General features: G+C 70.1%; 10 protein-coding genes. 8 read left to right on the top strand and 2 right to left on the bottom strand.

Translation table 11 applies throughout. From position 1 onward, the window contains the following. Nucleotides 1-11: 11 nt before the first annotated feature. Complete coding sequence (locus J2X41_RS15795) at nucleotides 12-938, bottom strand: LysR family transcriptional regulator (protein WP_310082977.1); 927 nt, start codon at nucleotides 936-938, stop codon at nucleotides 12-14. Between the two features lie 100 nt (nucleotides 939-1,038). Between J2X41_RS15795 and J2X41_RS15790 the strand changes: the two genes are divergently transcribed. The 3 genes from J2X41_RS15790 to J2X41_RS15780 all read left to right on the top strand — a co-directional run bounded on the left by J2X41_RS15790 (nucleotide 1,039) and on the right by J2X41_RS15780 (nucleotide 5,163). Next, nucleotides 1,039-2,208: an MFS transporter gene (locus J2X41_RS15790; protein ID WP_310082976.1), complete on the top strand. Its 1,170-nt coding sequence runs from the start codon at nucleotides 1,039-1,041 to the stop codon at nucleotides 2,206-2,208. Nucleotides 2,209-2,331: 123 nt separating this feature from the next. Further along, nucleotides 2,332-3,366: an aldo/keto reductase gene (locus tag J2X41_RS15785; protein WP_310082975.1), complete on the top strand. Its 1,035-nt coding sequence runs from the start codon at nucleotides 2,332-2,334 to the stop codon at nucleotides 3,364-3,366. 201 nt (nucleotides 3,367-3,567) lie between these two features. Then, entirely contained in the window at nucleotides 3,568-5,163 is a 1,596-nt protein-coding gene (locus tag J2X41_RS15780) for a flavin monoamine oxidase family protein (RefSeq protein WP_310082974.1), read from the top strand. Nucleotides 5,164-5,178: 15 nt separating this feature from the next. Here the strand turns inward: J2X41_RS15780 and J2X41_RS15775 are convergent, their stop codons facing one another. Further along, a complete protein-coding gene (locus J2X41_RS15775) occupies nucleotides 5,179-6,402 on the bottom strand; it encodes an ROK family transcriptional regulator (RefSeq protein ID WP_310082973.1) in 1,224 nt (407 codons plus the stop codon). A 182-nt stretch (nucleotides 6,403-6,584) separates the two neighbouring features. Between J2X41_RS15775 and J2X41_RS15770 the strand changes: the two genes are divergently transcribed. From J2X41_RS15770 to J2X41_RS15750, 5 genes are all read left to right on the top strand, one after another. Continuing rightward, complete coding sequence (locus tag J2X41_RS15770; RefSeq protein ID WP_310082972.1) at nucleotides 6,585-7,511, top strand: ROK family protein; 927 nt, start codon at nucleotides 6,585-6,587, stop codon at nucleotides 7,509-7,511. Beyond that, a complete protein-coding gene (locus J2X41_RS15765) occupies nucleotides 7,498-8,994 on the top strand; it encodes a carboxylesterase family protein (protein WP_310082970.1) in 1,497 nt (498 codons plus the stop codon). The genes J2X41_RS15770 and J2X41_RS15765 overlap by 14 nt, the downstream gene beginning before the upstream one ends. Before the next feature lie 56 nt (nucleotides 8,995-9,050). After that, the gene (locus tag J2X41_RS15760) at nucleotides 9,051-12,494 is read left to right on the top strand and encodes a glycosyl hydrolase 2 galactose-binding domain-containing protein (RefSeq protein ID WP_310082969.1); all 3,444 of its coding nucleotides are present in this window, start codon (nucleotides 9,051-9,053) and stop codon (nucleotides 12,492-12,494) included. Then, the gene (locus tag J2X41_RS15755) at nucleotides 12,494-13,228 is read left to right on the top strand and encodes an SGNH/GDSL hydrolase family protein (RefSeq protein WP_310082968.1); all 735 of its coding nucleotides are present in this window, start codon (nucleotides 12,494-12,496) and stop codon (nucleotides 13,226-13,228) included. The genes J2X41_RS15760 and J2X41_RS15755 overlap by 1 nt, the downstream gene beginning before the upstream one ends. A 211-nt stretch (nucleotides 13,229-13,439) precedes the next feature. Further along, nucleotides 13,440-16,385, top strand: coding sequence for a TonB-dependent receptor (locus J2X41_RS15750; protein ID WP_310082967.1), 2,946 nt, complete (start codon nucleotides 13,440-13,442; stop codon nucleotides 16,383-16,385). The last annotated feature ends 17 nt before the right edge of the window (nucleotides 16,386-16,402 follow it).

Below are 16,402 nucleotides of genomic sequence, written 5' to 3'. Positions count from 1 at the left end.
GACAGGCCGCTCTAGATCGCGGCCGCGGCGGACGTGTGAAGGTCCACTTCCGCCACCAGGAAGTCGATCAGCGCCCGCACCCGGCTGGGCAACTGGCCGCCGTGGCCGACATAGACGGCGTGGATCTCCTCGACGTCGCCGGGATTGTAGGTCTCCAGCACCGGGACCAGCCGGCCGGCCGCGATGTCGCCGCCGACATGGAAATGGGCCAGCCGGGCCAGGCCCTGGCCGACCAGCGCCAGCTGCCGCGAGCTCTCGCCGTCGCCCGAGGTGGCGTCGCCGTAGACCGGCAGGGACAGCCGCTCGCCGCCGTCGACGAACGGCCACTTGTCGCAATGACGGGCGAAGTTGAAGCCGATGCAATTGTGGGCGGCCAGGTCGCGCGGCGTCTTTGGGGCGCCGTGGCGGGCCAGGTAGGTCGGCGAGGCGACCACGGCCATCGGGCTTTCACCCAGCTTGCGGGCCATCAGCTGCGAGGCGCGTAAGGGCCCCACGCGGATGGCCAGGTCGGTGCGCGCGTCCATCAGGTCGACGACCGTGTCGCTGAGCACGATGTCGAGGATCACCTTGGGATAGAGCGCCGAGAATCGCGGGACCAGCGGCAGCAGGTGGTGCAGGCCGAACGGCACGTTGGAATTGATCCGCACCCGGCCGCGCGGCGTCTGGCTGGCGGCGACCGCGCTCTCGGCCTCGTCCAGGTCGGCCAGCACCCGCAGCGCCCGTTCGTGGAACAGTTCGCCCTCGGCGGTCAGGGTCAGCTTGCGGGTCGAGCGGTTGATCAGCCGCGCGCCCAGCCGCGCCTCCATCCGGCTGACCAGCTTGCTGACCGCCGAGGGGGTCATCTTCAGGGCCCGGGCGGCGGGGGAAAAACCGCCCAGGGTCACGACCCGGGCGAACACCTCCATCTCGCCGGAACGGTTGACGTCGATTCGGGCCATTTATGACTTGAATTCACAGCTGTGCATCGTTCCGCCAGTCTAATTCACGGTGTGGATCTGCACCACCTCTGCGTTTCCCTGATTGAAACGGAGTTCGCCCGTGCCCCTCGCCCTCTACGCCCTGACCGTCGGCGCCTTCGGGATCGGCGTCACCGAGTTCGTGATCATGGGCCTGCTGCTGCAGGTCTCGGCCGACCTCGGCGTCTCGATCCCGCGGGCCGGCCTGCTGATGACCGGCTACGCCCTGGGCGTGTTCGTCGGCGCGCCGATCCTGACGGTCGCCACCCGCCGCCTGCCGCGCAAGACCACCCTGCTGGTGCTGATGGCCATCTTCACGATCGGCAACGTCGCCGCGGCCCTGGCCCCGACCTATGGTCTGCTGATGGCCGCGCGGATCGTCACCGCGCTGGCCCACGGCACCTTCTTCGGCGTCGGCGCGCTGGTCGCCGTCAGCCTGGTGCCGCCCCAGCGCAAGGCCTCGGCCATCGCCGTGATGTTCACCGGCCTGACCCTGGCCACCCTGCTGGGCGTGCCGTTCGGCTCGTGGCTGGGCCTGGCCTTCGGCTGGCGCTCGACCTTCTGGGCCGTGGGCGCGATCGGCTTGGTCGCCTTCGCGGTGCTGGCCGTCCTGGTTCCGCGCGAAAAGGACGTGGTCGAACCCGCCCCGCTGCGTGAGGAGTTCGCGGTCCTGGCCCGGCCGCAGGTGCAGATGGGCCTGCTGATGACCGTGCTGGGCTTTGGCGGCGTGTTCGCGGTGTTCACCTACATCCAGCCGATCCTGACCGAGCTGGCTGGCTATTCGAAGGCGGCGGTCTCGCCGATCCTGCTGGTGTTCGGCGCCGGCCTGGTCGGCGGTAACCTGGTCGGCGGCCGTTGGGCCGACAAGGCCCTGGCTCCGGCCCTGCTGGGAAGCCTGGCCATCCTGACCCTGGTGCTGGTCGCCTCCGCCTTCGGCTTCCACGACCGGGTCGGGGCGGTGGTCGCCGCCTTCGGCCTGGGCGCGGCGGCCTTCGCCACGGTCGCCCCGCTGCAAATGCGGGTGCTGTCGCAAGCCGGCGGGGCGGGGCAGGGCCTGGCCTCCAGCCTGAACATCGCCGCCTTCAACCTCGGCAACGCCTTCGGCGCCTGGCTGGGCGGGGCGGTGATCGCCCATGGCCCTGGCCTGGCGTCCGTCCCGCTGGTCGCCGCCGCCGTGCCGCTGTCGGCCCTGGCCCTGGCCGCCTTCAGCCTTTCCCTCGAGCGCCGCGCCCCGCGCGTCGCCGCCCTCTGATCAAGGACCCCCCGACCATGGAATACCGCCAACGCTGTCGGCCCTGGCCCTGGCCGCCTTCAGCCTTTCCCTCGAGCGCCGCGCCCCGCGCGTCGCCGCCCTCTGATCAAGGACCCCCCGACCATGGAATACCGCCAACTCGGAAAGTCGGGCCTGCGCGTCCCGGCCCTCAGCTTCGGCGCCGGCACCTTCGGCGGCCAGGGCCCGCTGTTCAGCGCCTGGGGCGACACCGACGCCGCCCAGGCCCGCCGGCTCATCGAGATCTGCCTCGAGGCCGGGGTGACCCTGTTCGACACCGCCGACGTCTATTCGAACGGCGCCTCGGAAGAGATTCTCGGCGCGGCCCTGGAGGGCGTGCGCGACCAGGCGCTGATCTCGACCAAGCTGGGCCTGCCGATGGGCGACGGACCGCTGGATCGCGGGACCTCTCGCCTGCGGCTGGTGCGCGGCGTCGAAGGGGCTCTCAAGCGCCTGCGCACCGACCGCATCGACCTGCTGCAGCTGCACGCCTTCGACGCCTTCACGCCGGTGGAGGAGGTGCTGTCGGCCCTCGACGACCTCGTGCGGGCCGGCAAGGTGCTGTATGTCGGCGTCTCCAACTTCTCGGGCTGGCAGCTGATGAAGTCGCTGGCCGTCGCCGACAAGCACGGCTGGCCGCGCTACGTCGCCAACCAGGCCTACTACTCGCTGGTCGGCCGAGACTACGAGCACGAGCTGATGCCGCTGGGCCTCGACCAGGGCGTCGGGGCGATGGTCTGGAGCCCGCTGGGCTGGGGTAGGCTGACCGGCAAGATCCGCCGCGGCCAGCCCCTGCCCGAGGTCAGCCGCCTGCACGACACCGCCGATATCGGCCCGCCTGTCGACGACGAACGACTCTACGCGGTGATCGACGCCCTGGACGCGGTCGCCGCCGAAACCGGCAAGACCCTGCCGCAGATCGCCATCAACTGGCTGCTGCGCCGGCCCACGGTGTCCAGCGTGATCGTCGGGGCCCGCAACGAGGCGCAGCTACGCCAGAACCTCGGCGCCGTCGGCTGGGCGCTGACGCCCGAGCAGGTGGCGCGTCTCGACGCCGCCAGCGCCGTGACCCCGGCCTATCCGCACTATCCCTATTGGCGCGAAGGCGGCTTCAAGGCGGTCAATCCGCCGCCGGTCTGAGATCCCCGAGTCGCTTGTCCGTGCGCGCATCAGCCCTTGCACGGGCGCGCACGGACAAGCGCCCGTCGCCGTGAAATGCGGCGCCGGCCGCAAGCTGCAGCGGCGCCGCGCGGGCAAACGCGCGGCCGTGTCGTGTTTGATTGACCCGTGGAAAGTCGCCGTCTCGCATAGCCGCAACAACAGGCAAACGAGGGGTCACGCATGCCGGTCAGCCGTCGCAGCTTCATTCACGCCGTTGGCGCGGCCGGCGGCTACAGCGCCGCCTTCACCGCCATGCAGGCTTTGGGCCTGCTGGCGCCGTCCACGGCCTTCGCCGGCGCCCCGCCCGACCTGGCCAAGGGCGGCGGCGGCAAGGGGGCCAAGGTGGTGATCCTGGGGGCGGGCGTGTCGGGCATGGCCGCGGCCTGGGAGCTGGGCAAGGCCGGCTACGACTGCACGATCCTGGAGGCCCGGGCCCGCACCGGCGGCCGGGTCTGGACCGTGCGCCGGGGCGACAAGATCGAGATGACCGACGGCTCGCGCCAGGTCTGCGAGTTCGACGAAGGCCAGTACATGAACGCCGGCGCCGCGCGCCTGCCCAGCCACCACCAGATCGTCCTGGGCTATTGCCGCGAGCTGGGGGTGGAGCTGGAGGTCGAGGTCAACACCAGCCGCAGCGCCCTGCTGCTGAACCCCGAGGCCAACGGCGGCAAGCCGATCAAGATGCGGACGGCGATCAACGACACCCGCGGCCACGTCTCCGAACTGCTGGCCAAGGCGATCAACACCGGCGCCCTCGACGCGGAGCTGACGGCCGACGACAAGCAGCGGATGGTCGCCTTCCTGAAGACCTATGGCGACCTGTCCCCCGACCTTTTCTACAAGGGCTCGCAGCGGGCCGGGCTGAGGATCGAGCCGGGGGCCGGCGACGAGCGCGCCACGCCCTACGACCCGGTCAGTCTGAAGGCCCTGCTCGACGAGGACCTGTGGAACGGCGTGCTGTTCGAGGAGACCATCGACATGCAGGCCACCATGTTCCAGCCCAAGGGCGGCATGGACGCCATCCCCCACGCCTTCGCCAAGGCGCTCGGGCCCAAGATCATCAAGCGCCAGTGCGAGGTCCGCCAGATCCGCAAGACGGGGAAGGGCGTCAGGATCGCCTACCGTGACGTGGTGGCCGGCAAGGACCTGGCGATCGAGGCCGACTACTGCATCTCGACCATCCCGTTGCCCGTGCTGGCCAAGATCGACGCCGACTTCAGCCCGGCCTACAAGGCGGCGATCGCTCGCACGCCCTATCGCGACAGCATCAAGATCGCCTGGCAGGCCCCGCGCTTCTGGGAGGGGCCCAAGTACCAGATCTATGGCGGTCTCTCATTCGTGAAGGGGCCGAGCAACATGGTCTGGTATCCCAGCTACGGCCTGCACACCAAGACCGGCGTGATCCTGGGCGCCTATACCGGCGGGCCGGCGGCTGTTCAGCTGGCCAAGCTGCCGCGCGCCGAGCAGATCGAGCACACCCGCGGGGTCATCGAGGCCATGCACCCCGGCTGCGGCCAGCTGCTGGAAAAGCCGCTGCAGGTGCAGTGGGCCGCCGTGCCCCACACCCTGGGCATCGGGGTGGGCTGGGCCAGCGACGACGAGCCAGACTATCGCCTGCTGGGCCAGCCTGACGGGCCGATCCACTTCGCCGGCGAATATCTCAGCCATGTCGGCGCCTGGCAGGAAGGGGCGATCCGCGCCGCTCACCGCGCCATCGTCATGCTCGATGCCCAGCACCGGAAGGGCCAGCCCGTCACCGCTCAGCGGACCATATGATCCGTGATCGGACGATCAGATTTGGCCGGTCTTCATCAGGGCGGCGCGGGAGGGCAGCAGCTGGGCCGTGAACGGCAGCAGGGCCGCTCCGACCGCCGGGCCGTCGGCCGAGGTGGCGGCCCGCTCGACACGGGCCAGGGCCGGCACGTCGACGATTTCGGCCAGCCGGGCGTTGACCGCCACCACCAGGCGATCGAGCAGGGCGGTGGGCAGCCGGCCGCCGACATAGATGGCTTCCGGATTGACCAGGCAGCTGATCCCCACGAACGGCTGGACCAGCAGTCGGGCCGACAGGTCGATCCACGCCTCGACCCTGGCCTCGCCCTCGGGCGGCAGGTCGATCAGCTGGTCGGGACGCTCGACCAGGATGCCGCCGGCCTCGAGATGGGCGTAGAGCGCCGACAGCGACACCACCTCCTGCAGCGAGCGGGCCTGGGTCTCCGGCGAGCTGACCGGCAGGAAGCCGATCTCGCCGCTGCGCCCCTGGGCGCCGCGGAAATAGTCGCCCTCGATCACCAAGCCGCCGCCCAGGCCCGACGAGACCAGGACATAGAAGAAGCTGGGGCGGCGCAGGCCGTGGCCGAACTGCAGCTCGCCCAAGGCGGCGGCGGCGGCGTCGTTCTCCACGAACACCGGCAGGGGCAGGATGTCGGCCATCAGCTTGCCGATGTCGGCCGTGCTCCAGACGCCGTAGTTCTCAGGCCGATGCGGCAGGTCCACCCGGCCCAGGTCGTCGGGCAGGGCGACGCCTATGCCCGACAGGCGCGGCGGCTCGCCCTTCCAGGCGGCCAGCATCTTGTGGATCTGGGTCTTGCAGAACTTGGCGACGTCGGCGGGCAGGGGAAACTCGATCTCCTTGCTGGCCCGGGCCCGCACCGCGCCCAGCAGGTCCAGCATGACCACGGTGATGTGGTCGCGGTCGATGTTGACGCCGATCGACAGGCAGCCGTTCGGATTGATCGTCAGGTTCATGGCCGGCTGGCCGCGCGCGCCCTGGACCCGTCCGGCCTCCACGATCAGGCCGTCGTCCAGCAGGCGCTTGGTGATGTTGGCCACGGCCGGCGGCGTCAAGCCGGTGATCTGGGCCAGGGTCACGCGGGTGATCGGGCCGTTGACCCGGATGGCCTGCAGGATGACCCGCTGGTTGTGGTCGCCGACCCGCTCGAGATTGGCCCCCGACAGGCTTGCGCCGGCGGTGCGCTTGCGGTTCGACTTTCGCGAGACTTCCAAGGGCGGCATTCGATGACCTTCGACCTGACGTCGTAGTAGCATCGCGGCGGGCCATGGCGATAGCGGCGCCGTTGTCGGCGGAATTATTTAAATTGCTTTCTTTATTCGGGGCTGCTGACTATGAGGCAAACTGCATGTGCGCGCCGCGCGAGCCCTGAAGGGCGGCGAACGGCGGCTGGAGGAAATACGGTTTGATGCAGGTCGGCGTTGATTTTGGCGGCACGAAGATCGAGGCCGCCGCGCTGTCGGCGGACGGCCGGTTCCTGGCTCGCGTGCGGGCCCCCAATCCGGGATCCTACGACGCGGCCATCGTCACGGTCCGCGACCTGATCGCCCAGGCCGAGCAGCAAGCCGGCGGCCGCGGCTCGATCGGCGTGGGCGCGCCGGGCTCGGTGTCGCCGCGCACGGGCGTGATGCGCAACGCCAACTCCACCTGGCTGAACGGCCGGCGGTTCCGCGAGGACCTGGAGGCGGGTCTGGGCCGTCCGGTGCGCCTGGCCAACGACGCCAATTGCCTGGCCCTGTCGGAAGCCGTCGACGGCGCCGCCGCCGGCCTGGCGGCGGTGTTCGCGGTGATCATCGGCACCGGCTGCGGCGGCGGCCTGGCGGTCGACGGCAAGCTGGTCGAGGGCGCCAACGGCGTGGCCGGCGAGTGGGGCCACACGCCCCTGCCATGGCCCAAGCCGGAAGAATCGCCGGGCCCGGCCTGCTGGTGCGGCCGACATGGCTGCCTGGAGACCTGGATCTCGGGCACGGGCTTCCGCCGCGACCATGCCGAACGCACCGGCCAAACCCTGGCCGGCGAGGCGATCATCGCCGCCGCCCGGGCCGGCGACGCCGAGGCCGTGATCAGCTTCGACCGCTATCTCGACCGCCTGGGCCGCGGCCTGGCGGTGATCGCCGACATCGTCGATCCCGACGCCTTCGTGTTCGGCGGCGGGCTGTCGAACGTCGACGAACTGTACGAGCGCCTGCCCGGCTTCATCGAACCCCACGTGTTCTCCGACGGCTGGCGAGCCCGATTGGCCCCCGCCCGCTGGGGCGACTCCTCGGGCGTGCGCGGCGCCGCGCGCCTGTGGACCCCCGCCGAGGCCGCAGCGGCCCATGCCGCCGCCTGACCGCCGCGCCGTCGTCCTGCTGGCCCTGCTGGCCTTCGGGACGGCGGGAACGGCTCGCGCCGCCGACGAGGCCACGGTCGCTGTCACGGGCGGAACGATCCAGGGCGAGGCGCGGGGCGCCGGCGCGGTCTTCCGCGGCGTGCCTTTCGCCGCACCGCCGGTCGGCGACCGCCGCTGGAGGCCGCCCGCGCCGGTTTCGCCCTGGACCGGGACCCGCGAGGCGACCTTCTCGGGCGCGCCCTGCCTGCAACGGGGCTACGGCTGGAACGACAGGGACGCCGCCGACAGTCGCGAGGACTGCCTTTATCTGGACGTCCGCACGCCGGCGCTGAAGCCGGCCAAGCCGCTGCCGGTCATGGTCTGGATCCATGGCGGCGCCAACCGGGCCGGCTCGGCGCGGGGCACGGTGGAGTCGAGCCTGGTCGAGCAGGGCGTGGTGCTGGTGTCGATCCAGTACCGGCTGGGCGCCTTCGGCTTCCTGTCCCATCCCGGCCTGACCGCCGAGGGGCGCGGGGCCTCGGGCAACTACGCCCTGATGGACCAGATCGCCGCCCTGCGCTGGGTGCGGGACAACATCGCCCGGTTCGGCGGCGATCCCGGCAATGTGACGCTGTTCGGCCATTCGGCCGGCGGCCAGGACGTGGGGCTGCTGATGCTGGCCCCCGAGGCGCGGGGCCTGTTCCACAAGGCCATCGAACAGAGCGGCACGGCGGGTTTCGGCCTGCCGCCGCGATCCCTGGCCCAGAACGAGGCGCTGGGCCAGGCCCTGGGTCGGGCGCTGGGCGCCAAGGACCTGGCCGGGCTGCGCGCCGCCCCCGGTCTGGCCGTGCTGGGCGCCGCCGACGCCCTGAAGCCGCCGATCTCCGACGACGGCTTCGTCTGGCTGCAGGCGGTGGTCGACGGGGCGGTGCTCCGCGAGTCACCGGCCAAGACCCTGGCCGCTGGCCGCCAGGCCCGCGTGCCGCTGATCATGGGCAACAGCGCCCGCGAGCTGTCGCTGTACGGCGGCGCAGCCAACACCTCGGCCTGGGTGAAGGCCAATTACCAAGACCCAGGCCAGGCGCTCCGGCTCTACGCGATCGGCGCCCAGGGTGCGGCGTCGGACGAGACCGCCGACCAGATCGCCGCCGACACCGGCTTCCGCTGCCCGGCGACCTGGGTGGCAGCCCGCCACGTCGCGGCCGGTCAGCGGACCTGGCGCTACGAACTGGCCGTCGCCGCCCCTGGCGCGGGACCGGTGCGGCACGGCTCGGAGCTGCCCTTGGTGTTCGACACGCCGCCGGCCGGCGCGACCGGGGCCGCCTGGCCGCCGCTCCAGGCCTACTGGGTCAATTTCGCCCGCACCAGCGATCCGAACGGGCCGGGCCTGGCGCCCTGGCCCGCCCAGACGACGGCGGCCGAGGCGGTCGCCTTCACCCCGTCCGGACCCCAAACCACGAAAGACGATCGCGGCGCGCTTTGCCGCCTGCTGCCCCGACCTTGAAGACACGTTCCTGAAGACAACCAAAGGCCCGAAGAGGCCGACCGAGGAGGAAAGACATGACCACCAAGTTCGCCCGCCGGATGCTGCGCCTGTCGCTGCTGGCGACCTGCGCCGCGCTGGTCGCCCTGCCGGCCGCCGCCCAGACATCGTCAGTCTACGGCCCCTACAACGCCGACCTGCCGCGCGGCGGCGACGGCCTGGCCAAGCCCCTGGCGGGAAGCCCATTGCCCGCCGAAGGGCCGTGGTCGCTGCAGGGCTGGATCGCGCCGGCGGCGGCCTCGACCGGGCGGGTGGTGGTGGCCGGGGTCGGCGACCCGGCCAGCGGCGGCCGCTTCATCGAGCTGGAAGACGGCGCGCCGGCCGTCTGGGCCGGAACGTCCGCGGTCAAGGGCGCGACGGCGCTGAAGCCGGGATACTGGAGCCATGTGGCGGCGATCTCGGACGGGACGACGGTCACGCTCTATGTCGACGGGACCAAGGTCGGGGAGGGGCGGGCCGCGCCGGTCACCGCGGCTTCCACCGTCCAGTTGGGTCCGCGCAAACTGGCGGGGACGGCGCCGTTCGGCGGCAAGGTGGCGGGCTTCACGGCCCAGGGCTCGGCCTTGGCCCCCGCAAAGCTCAAGACCCTGGCTTCGGCCAAGCCCGACCCCGACCTGACCGTGTACGAGCCCGGCAGCCCGACCTGGCCGGTGCAGGTGCGCCAGATGTACGGCCAGGTGTCGCCGCAGGACGCCTGGACGCGGCCCAAGACCAAGGCCCCGTTCTCCAAGCCTGTCGCCGTCGCCCCCTATGCCGGCCCGGCCCTGGTCGCTGCGCCCGCCACGGAAGGCGCCCAGGCCTGGACCGTGAAGCGCTGGTCGCTGGCCGAAGCCCCGAAGGTCGGCGACGCTCCGACAGCGCTGTCTAAACCGGGCTACGACGCCAAGGCCTGGTACGCGGCCACCGTGCCCGGCACGGTGCTGACCACCCTGGTCGATCGCGGCGTCTATCCGGACCCCGACTACGGCCTGAACAACACGGCCATTCCAGAGAGCCTGAACAAGCAGGACTACTGGTACCGCAGCGAGTTCGTCGCCCCGGCCAGCCAGGAAGGCCGCCACCAGCAGCTGGTCTTCAAGGGCATCAACTACGCCGCCGAGGTCTGGCTGAACGGCGAGAAGCTGGGCGACCTGAAGGGCGCCTTCATCCGCGGCCAGTTCGACGTCACCGGCAAGCTCAGGCCGGGCGTGGCCAACGCCATCGCCGTCAGGGTCTCGCCGCCGCCGCATCCAGGCTTGGCCCACGAGGAGTCCCTGACCGCGGGTGTCGGCGAGAACGGCGGCATGCAGGCCCTGGACGGCCCGACCTTCATCGCCAGCGAGGGCTGGGACTGGATCCCCAGCGTCCGCGACCGCAACACCGGCCTGTGGCAGGACGTGGTGCTGCGCTCGACCGGCCCGGTGCGGATCGGCGACAGCCACGTGGTCACCACCCTGCCGAAAGCCGACAACAGCGTCGCCGAGGTCGAGATCGCCGTGCCGGTCGAGAACCTGACGGACGCCCCGGTCCAGGCGACGGTCCGCGCCGCCTTCGACACGGTCGCCGTCGAGAAGGCCGTCACCGTCGCGCCGGGCCAGGGCCAGGTGGTGTTCACCCCCGCCGACTTCCCGCAGCTGTCGATCCGGAACCCCAGGCTCTGGTGGCCCAACGGCTACGGCGCCCAGGCGCTGTACGGCCTGCGCCTGCTGGCCAGCGTCGACGGCAAGGTCTCCGACCAGAAGGACAGCCGCATCGGCCTGCGTCAGATGACCTACGAGATGTCGCTGATGGATTCGCACGGCGAGCTGCGGCGCGTCGAGGTCGACTACGCTAAGGCCCGCCAGCTGGGCCAGGACGTCACCGACGGTAGTCACGAGGGCATCCGCAAGGTGACCGACGGCTGGGCGACCTCGCTGACCAAGGTCGGCGAAACCTCGCCGGCGGTCCGCGACGTGCCCGACACCGGCCTGACGCCCTATCTCGTGATCAAGGTCAACGGCGTGAAGATCGCCGCGCGCGGCGGCAACTGGGGCACGGACGACTGGCGCAAGCGGGTGTCGCGCGAGCGGCTGGAGCCCTATTTCCGCCTGCACAAGGACGCCCACCTCAACATCATTCGCAACTGGGTGGGGCAGAACACCGAGGACGTCTTCTACGACCTGGCCGACGAGTACGGCCTTCTGGTGCTGAACGACTTCTGGGCCTCGACCCAGGACTTCCAGCTGGAGCCGCAGGACGTGCCGCTGTTCCTGAAGAACGCCGCCGATGTGATCAGCCGCTACCGCAACCATCCCTCCATCGCCCTGTGGTTCGGCCGTAACGAGGGCGTGCCGCAGCCGATCCTCAACGAGGGCCTGGAGGCCCTGGTCCACGACCTGGACGGCACGCGCTGGTACACCGGCAGCTCCAACCGCGTGAACCTGCAGAACAGCGGACCCTACAACTACCGTGAACCGGAGACCTATTTCACCGAGCACGCCAAGGGCTTCTCGGTCGAGGTCGGCACGCCGTCGTTCCCGACCCTGGAGGCGTTCGAGGCCGCCGTGCCCGCAGCCGACCGCTGGCCGATCAGCGACGTCTGGGCCTATCACGACTGGCACGCCACCGGGAACGGCGCGACCAAGACCTTCCTGGACGCCATGGCCGCCAAGCTGGGTCCGGCCGTCAGCCTCGAGGACTTCGAGCGCAAGGCCCAGCTGATGAACTACGAGACCCACCGGGCGATCTTCGAGGGCATGAACCAGGAGCTGTGGACCCAATCCTCGGGCCGCCTGCTGTGGATGACCCAGCCGGCCTGGCCCAGCAGCATGTGGCAGATCCTCAGCCACGACTACGACACCCACGCCGCCTATTACGGGACCCAGAAGGCGGCCGAGACGGTCCACGCCCAGATGAGCCTGGCCGACCATCGGCTGGCCGTGGTCAACAACGCCCTCGCGCCGATCTCCGGCGCGGCCCTGCGCGCCCGGGTGGTGGGGCTGGACGGCAAGCCGCTGGCCGACCGGACCTGGCGGATCGACGCCCCGGCCAACGGCACGGCGCTGGGCGAGACGCTGGACCTGTCGGGCCCGCTGGCCCAGGGCGCGGTGGTGGTGCGGCTGGACCTGGCCGCCGCCGACGGGAAGCTGCTGTCGAGCAACCTCTATTGGGTGGCAAAGGACGCCGAGGGCGAGCGCAAGCTGTCGGCCATGGCCGACCAGCCAGTGTCGATCACGGCCGCCGGCGGCAAGGCGGGGGAGGAGACGGTGGTCACCGTGACCCTGGCCAACACCGGCTCGGCCCCGGCCCTGAACGGCAAGCTGACCCTGGTCGACGCCAAGGGCGCGCGGATCCTGCCGGCCTACTACGCCGACAACTATGTCTCGCTGCTGCCGGGCGAGCGGCGGACGGTGGAGATCCGCTATCCGGGCCAGGCGCGGCCGGGGGCGAAGGTCGAGCTGCGCGGCTGGAACGTGACCGCCGCCAAGACGGAGGTTCGTTGATGCTGGGTCGCCGCACGATGCTCGCGGCCGGGCTCATGGCCGTTCCCAGCCTGGCCTTGGCCCAGGCCCTCGCTCCGCCCGCGCCGAGCCCGGAGGAGCAGCGGCTGCGCACCGACTGGCCGTTCCTGCAGCGCTACGCGGCCGAGAACGCCATCGACCGCGACCTGCCGCCCGAACGGCGGCGCGTGGTGTTCATGGGCGACTCGATCACCCAGGGCTGGCGCGACGCCCGTCCGGCCCTGTTCGCCGACAACGGCCTGCTGGGCCGCGGGATCAGCGGCCAGGTGACGGCCCAGATGCTGGTGCGGTTCTGGCCCGACGTGGTGGCGCTGAAGCCGGCCGCCGTGCACATCCTGGCCGGGATCAACGACATCGCCCAGAACGCCGGCCCCTACGACATCGCCGCCACCCAGGCCAATCTCCAGGCCATGACCACCCTGGCCCAGGCCAACGGGATCGCCGTGATCCTGGCCACGGTCACGCCGGCGGCGGAGTTCCCGTGGCGGCCGGGCCTGGGTCCCGCGGCCAAGGTCCGGGCCCTGAACGCCTGGATCGAGGCGTATGCGGTCGAGCGCGGCGCGGTGCTGGCCGACTATACCGCCGTGCTGGACGACGGGGCGGGGGGCATGAAGCCGGGCCTGGCCTATGACGGGGTCCACCCAACCCGCGAGGGCTACGCGGTCATGGAGCCCGTCACCCTGGCGGCGATCGCCTCGGCCCTGGCCCGGGTGTGACCTGAAAGCTGCACCGACAAATTCCCCCAGAATTCCGTTGTCGCAAGTTGACAGCGCTGTCGGTTGTCCATAGGTTGAAGCTACCGGCGCCTCATAAAAAGCCGGAAACCCACGGGAGGATGCGCAGGCATCCCTCAAACTCCGCGTCTTGGCTCGTTCGGCTTCGCTGATCGAGGCTGAGAACTGCTGCCGCACATCAGGGGAATGCATAATGACGACAAAGTCTTATCGATCGCGCACGGCTCTGCTCGGCGCCGCCTCGGCCATGGTGCTGTTGAGCGCCGGCCAGGCCCTGGCCCAGGCCGCGCCGGCCCAGAAGGAAGAGCCATCCCAGGTTGACGAGGTCATCGTCACCGGCTTCCGGGCCTCGCTGGCGAACGCGCTGAATCTGAAGAAGAACTCGAACCTGATCATCGAGTCGGTGACCGCCGAGGACATGGGCAAGTTCCCCGACCAGAACATCGCCGAGTCGCTGCAGCGCCTGCCGGGCGTGCAGATCGACCGCGAGAACGGCCAGGGCACCAAGGTCCGCATCCGCGGCCTCGACCAGAACGTCACGGTGCTGAACAACGAGATCTTCGTCAGCGGCCTGGAGATTTTCCGCCTCTACGAAGGCAAGATCACCCAGGACAACTCGCTGGAGGGCATCCCCTCGCAGCTGATCGGCGGCGTCGACGTCTACAAGTCGCCGGACGCCTCGCTGCTGGAAGGCGGCCTGGGCGGCATCATCAACCTGAAGACCCGCAACGCCCGCGACCTGGCCGACGACACCACCATCGCCGGCGACATCCGCGGCCAGAAGGGTTCGGGCACCGACTGGACCCCCACCGGCTCGCTGGTGCTGGGCCACAAGTTCAGCGACCGCTTCGCCGTGCTGGGCACCATCTCGTATGACAAAACCGACAGCCACACCGATGTGCTGGCCGGCGAGAACCGCGGCGGCTGGGCCTTCGAGGACCGTCCGCAAGGCGCGGGCACGGTCGACGTCTGGTCGCCGGAATACCGCTACGCGACCTATCGGGACCAGGAACGCAAGCGCCTGGGGGCCTCGGTCAACGTCGATTTCGCCCTGACCGACTCGTTGCAGCTGACGGCCGACTGGTTCCACTCGGACCTGAAGATCCTGACATCAGAGGCCTCGATCAAGTTCCCGTTCGCCAACGAGAACGCCAACTATTCGGCGGCGGGCTTCACCAAGGACACCAACGGCGTTCTGCAGACCGGCACGGTGACCGCCAACTCGGCCGAAGGCACCTCCTACGTCCAGAACGCAGAAGCCAAGACCGACAACTTCCAACTGGCCGCCAACTGGGACAACGGCGGTCGCCTGACCGGCAGCGTTCGCGGCGCCTATTCGAAGTCCGACTACGAAAGCGACAGCGCCAACAACGACGTCCGCTACACCCAGTACACCGTGCGCAACGGCACCGCGGCCGGGCTCATTCCCAACGCCACGGCGCCGTCGACCTTCACCTATACCTACACCAACGGCGACAACCCGACGTTCACCCCGGCCAACCCGTCGCAGTTCACCACCCCCAGCAGCGTCTTCGCCAAGTCGCACTGGGTGTTCGGCGAACGCACTGACATCAAGAACACTTCGGTCCGGGCCGACTTCAAGTACCGTCCCGAGTTCGGCGAGAACGGCAACCTGGTGCTCAGCGCCGGCGCCCGCTACGCCGAGCGCAAGGTGAATTCCGACTTCCTGCTGCTGCTGGCCGACTATTCGGGCAAGGGCGAGCTGAACGGCCAGGCCCTGGGCCAGGACTGGACCCCGCTGGGCTACTTCCAGGACGGGGCCATCGGCTTCAAGTCGTGCGGCCTGCCGGCCGGCACGCCGGGTCGCCCCAACTGCGGCCAGACCGCGACCGACGACGGCCGCTTCGGCGCCTCGCCGGCCCTGATCACCCCGTACCAGACGGCGGCGACCAATCCGGAACGCTTCGAGACCCTGACCGTCGGTGGGATCACGGCCCTGTTCCAGAATCGCGACCAGATGAAGAACCCGGTCCAGTGGCTGTCGGCGCTCTATCCGTCGACGCCGTTCAAGTACTACCGGGACCCGATCCAGTCGTTCAACGTCAAGGAAAAGACCACGACCGGCTACATGATGGCTGACGCGGGCAGCGCCGAGGATCGCTATCACCTGAACGCCGGCGTCCGAGTGGTGAAGACCGAACTGACGATCGACTCCAGCGCCACGCCGACCGTGCCCAACTACTACGGCACCGACAGCTGGAACGGGGTGATCTCCAACCCGGAACACATCACCACCTCGCGCTCCTACACCGACGTTCTGCCCAGCTTCAGCGGCGTGTTCGACGTCACCGACAGCGACAAGGTCCGCGTCTCGGCGGCCCGCGTCATGTCGCGTCAGAACCTGTTCCAGCTGGGCACCGGTTCCAGCTACAACTTCACCCGCAGCTCGACGCCTGGCCCGAACCTCAACCGCTTCCTTTACACCAACGGCAGCGGCGGCAACCCGGAGCTGGACCCCTACCGCGCCTCGCAGTTCGACGCGGCCTATGAGCGCTACTTCGGCACCCAAGGCCTGCTGTCGGCGGCGGTCTTCTACAAGAACGTCGACTCGTTCATCCAGACCGACACGGTCTCGCGGACGGTGGCCGACGGCTCGGTGGAAGGCGCGACGGCCGGGATCTTCACCCAGCCGGTCAATGGCGAGGGCGGCGAGATCAAGGGCGTCGAATTGGCCGCGCAATACGCGTTCGCCAATGGCCTGGGCTTCACGGCCAACTATACCTACTCGGACTCCAAGTCGTCCAACTCCAACGACTACCAGGACAACCTGCCGATCCCGGGCGTGGCCAAGCACGCGTTCAACGTCCAGGGCTACTACGAAGCCCACGGCTTTGAGGCCCGCCTGTCCTACGCCTGGCGCGACAAGAGCTACCAGGGCAACTTCGCCTTCGGTTCGGGCACGGACACCCACTCGCTGGGCACCTGGGAACGGGCCTATGGCCAACTCGACGGCCAGATCGGCTACGCGATCAACGACCAGATCAAGGTGGTGCTGGAAGGCATCAACCTGACCAAGGAAGACACCGGCCGCTACCTGCAATGGAAGAACCTGCCGTTCCGCTACGCCACCGGCGACCGCCGTGTGGTGATCGGCGCGCGGTTCAAGTTCGGCATGTAGGCCGGACCGGAGCGCGA

The organism is Caulobacter sp. BE254 (genome assembly GCF_031457295.1).
GTDB lineage: Bacteria > Pseudomonadota > Alphaproteobacteria > Caulobacterales > Caulobacteraceae > Caulobacter.
Note: the sequence above shows the minus strand (reverse complement) of the source record. Positions and strands in the feature narration are given on the sequence as shown.

What these genes read in the sequence shown, in the direction of transcription:
- J2X41_RS15795 (WP_310082977.1), bottom strand. Translation starts at nt 938, where the DNA reads ATGGCCCGAATCGACGTCAACCGTTCCGGCGAGATGGAGGTGTTCGCC.
- J2X41_RS15785 (WP_310082975.1), top strand. Translation starts at nt 2,332, where the DNA reads ATGGAATACCGCCAACTCGGAAAGTCGGGCCTGCGCGTCCCGGCCCTC.
- J2X41_RS15780 (WP_310082974.1), top strand. Translation starts at nt 3,568, where the DNA reads ATGCCGGTCAGCCGTCGCAGCTTCATTCACGCCGTTGGCGCGGCCGGC.
- J2X41_RS15775 (WP_310082973.1), bottom strand. Translation starts at nt 6,402, where the DNA reads ATGCCGCCCTTGGAAGTCTCGCGAAAGTCGAACCGCAAGCGCACCGCC.
- J2X41_RS15765 (WP_310082970.1), top strand. Translation starts at nt 7,498, where the DNA reads ATGCCGCCGCCTGACCGCCGCGCCGTCGTCCTGCTGGCCCTGCTGGCC.
- J2X41_RS15760 (WP_310082969.1), top strand. Translation starts at nt 9,051, where the DNA reads ATGACCACCAAGTTCGCCCGCCGGATGCTGCGCCTGTCGCTGCTGGCG.
- J2X41_RS15755 (WP_310082968.1), top strand. Translation starts at nt 12,494, where the DNA reads ATGCTGGGTCGCCGCACGATGCTCGCGGCCGGGCTCATGGCCGTTCCC.
- J2X41_RS15750 (WP_310082967.1), top strand. Translation starts at nt 13,440, where the DNA reads ATGACGACAAAGTCTTATCGATCGCGCACGGCTCTGCTCGGCGCCGCC.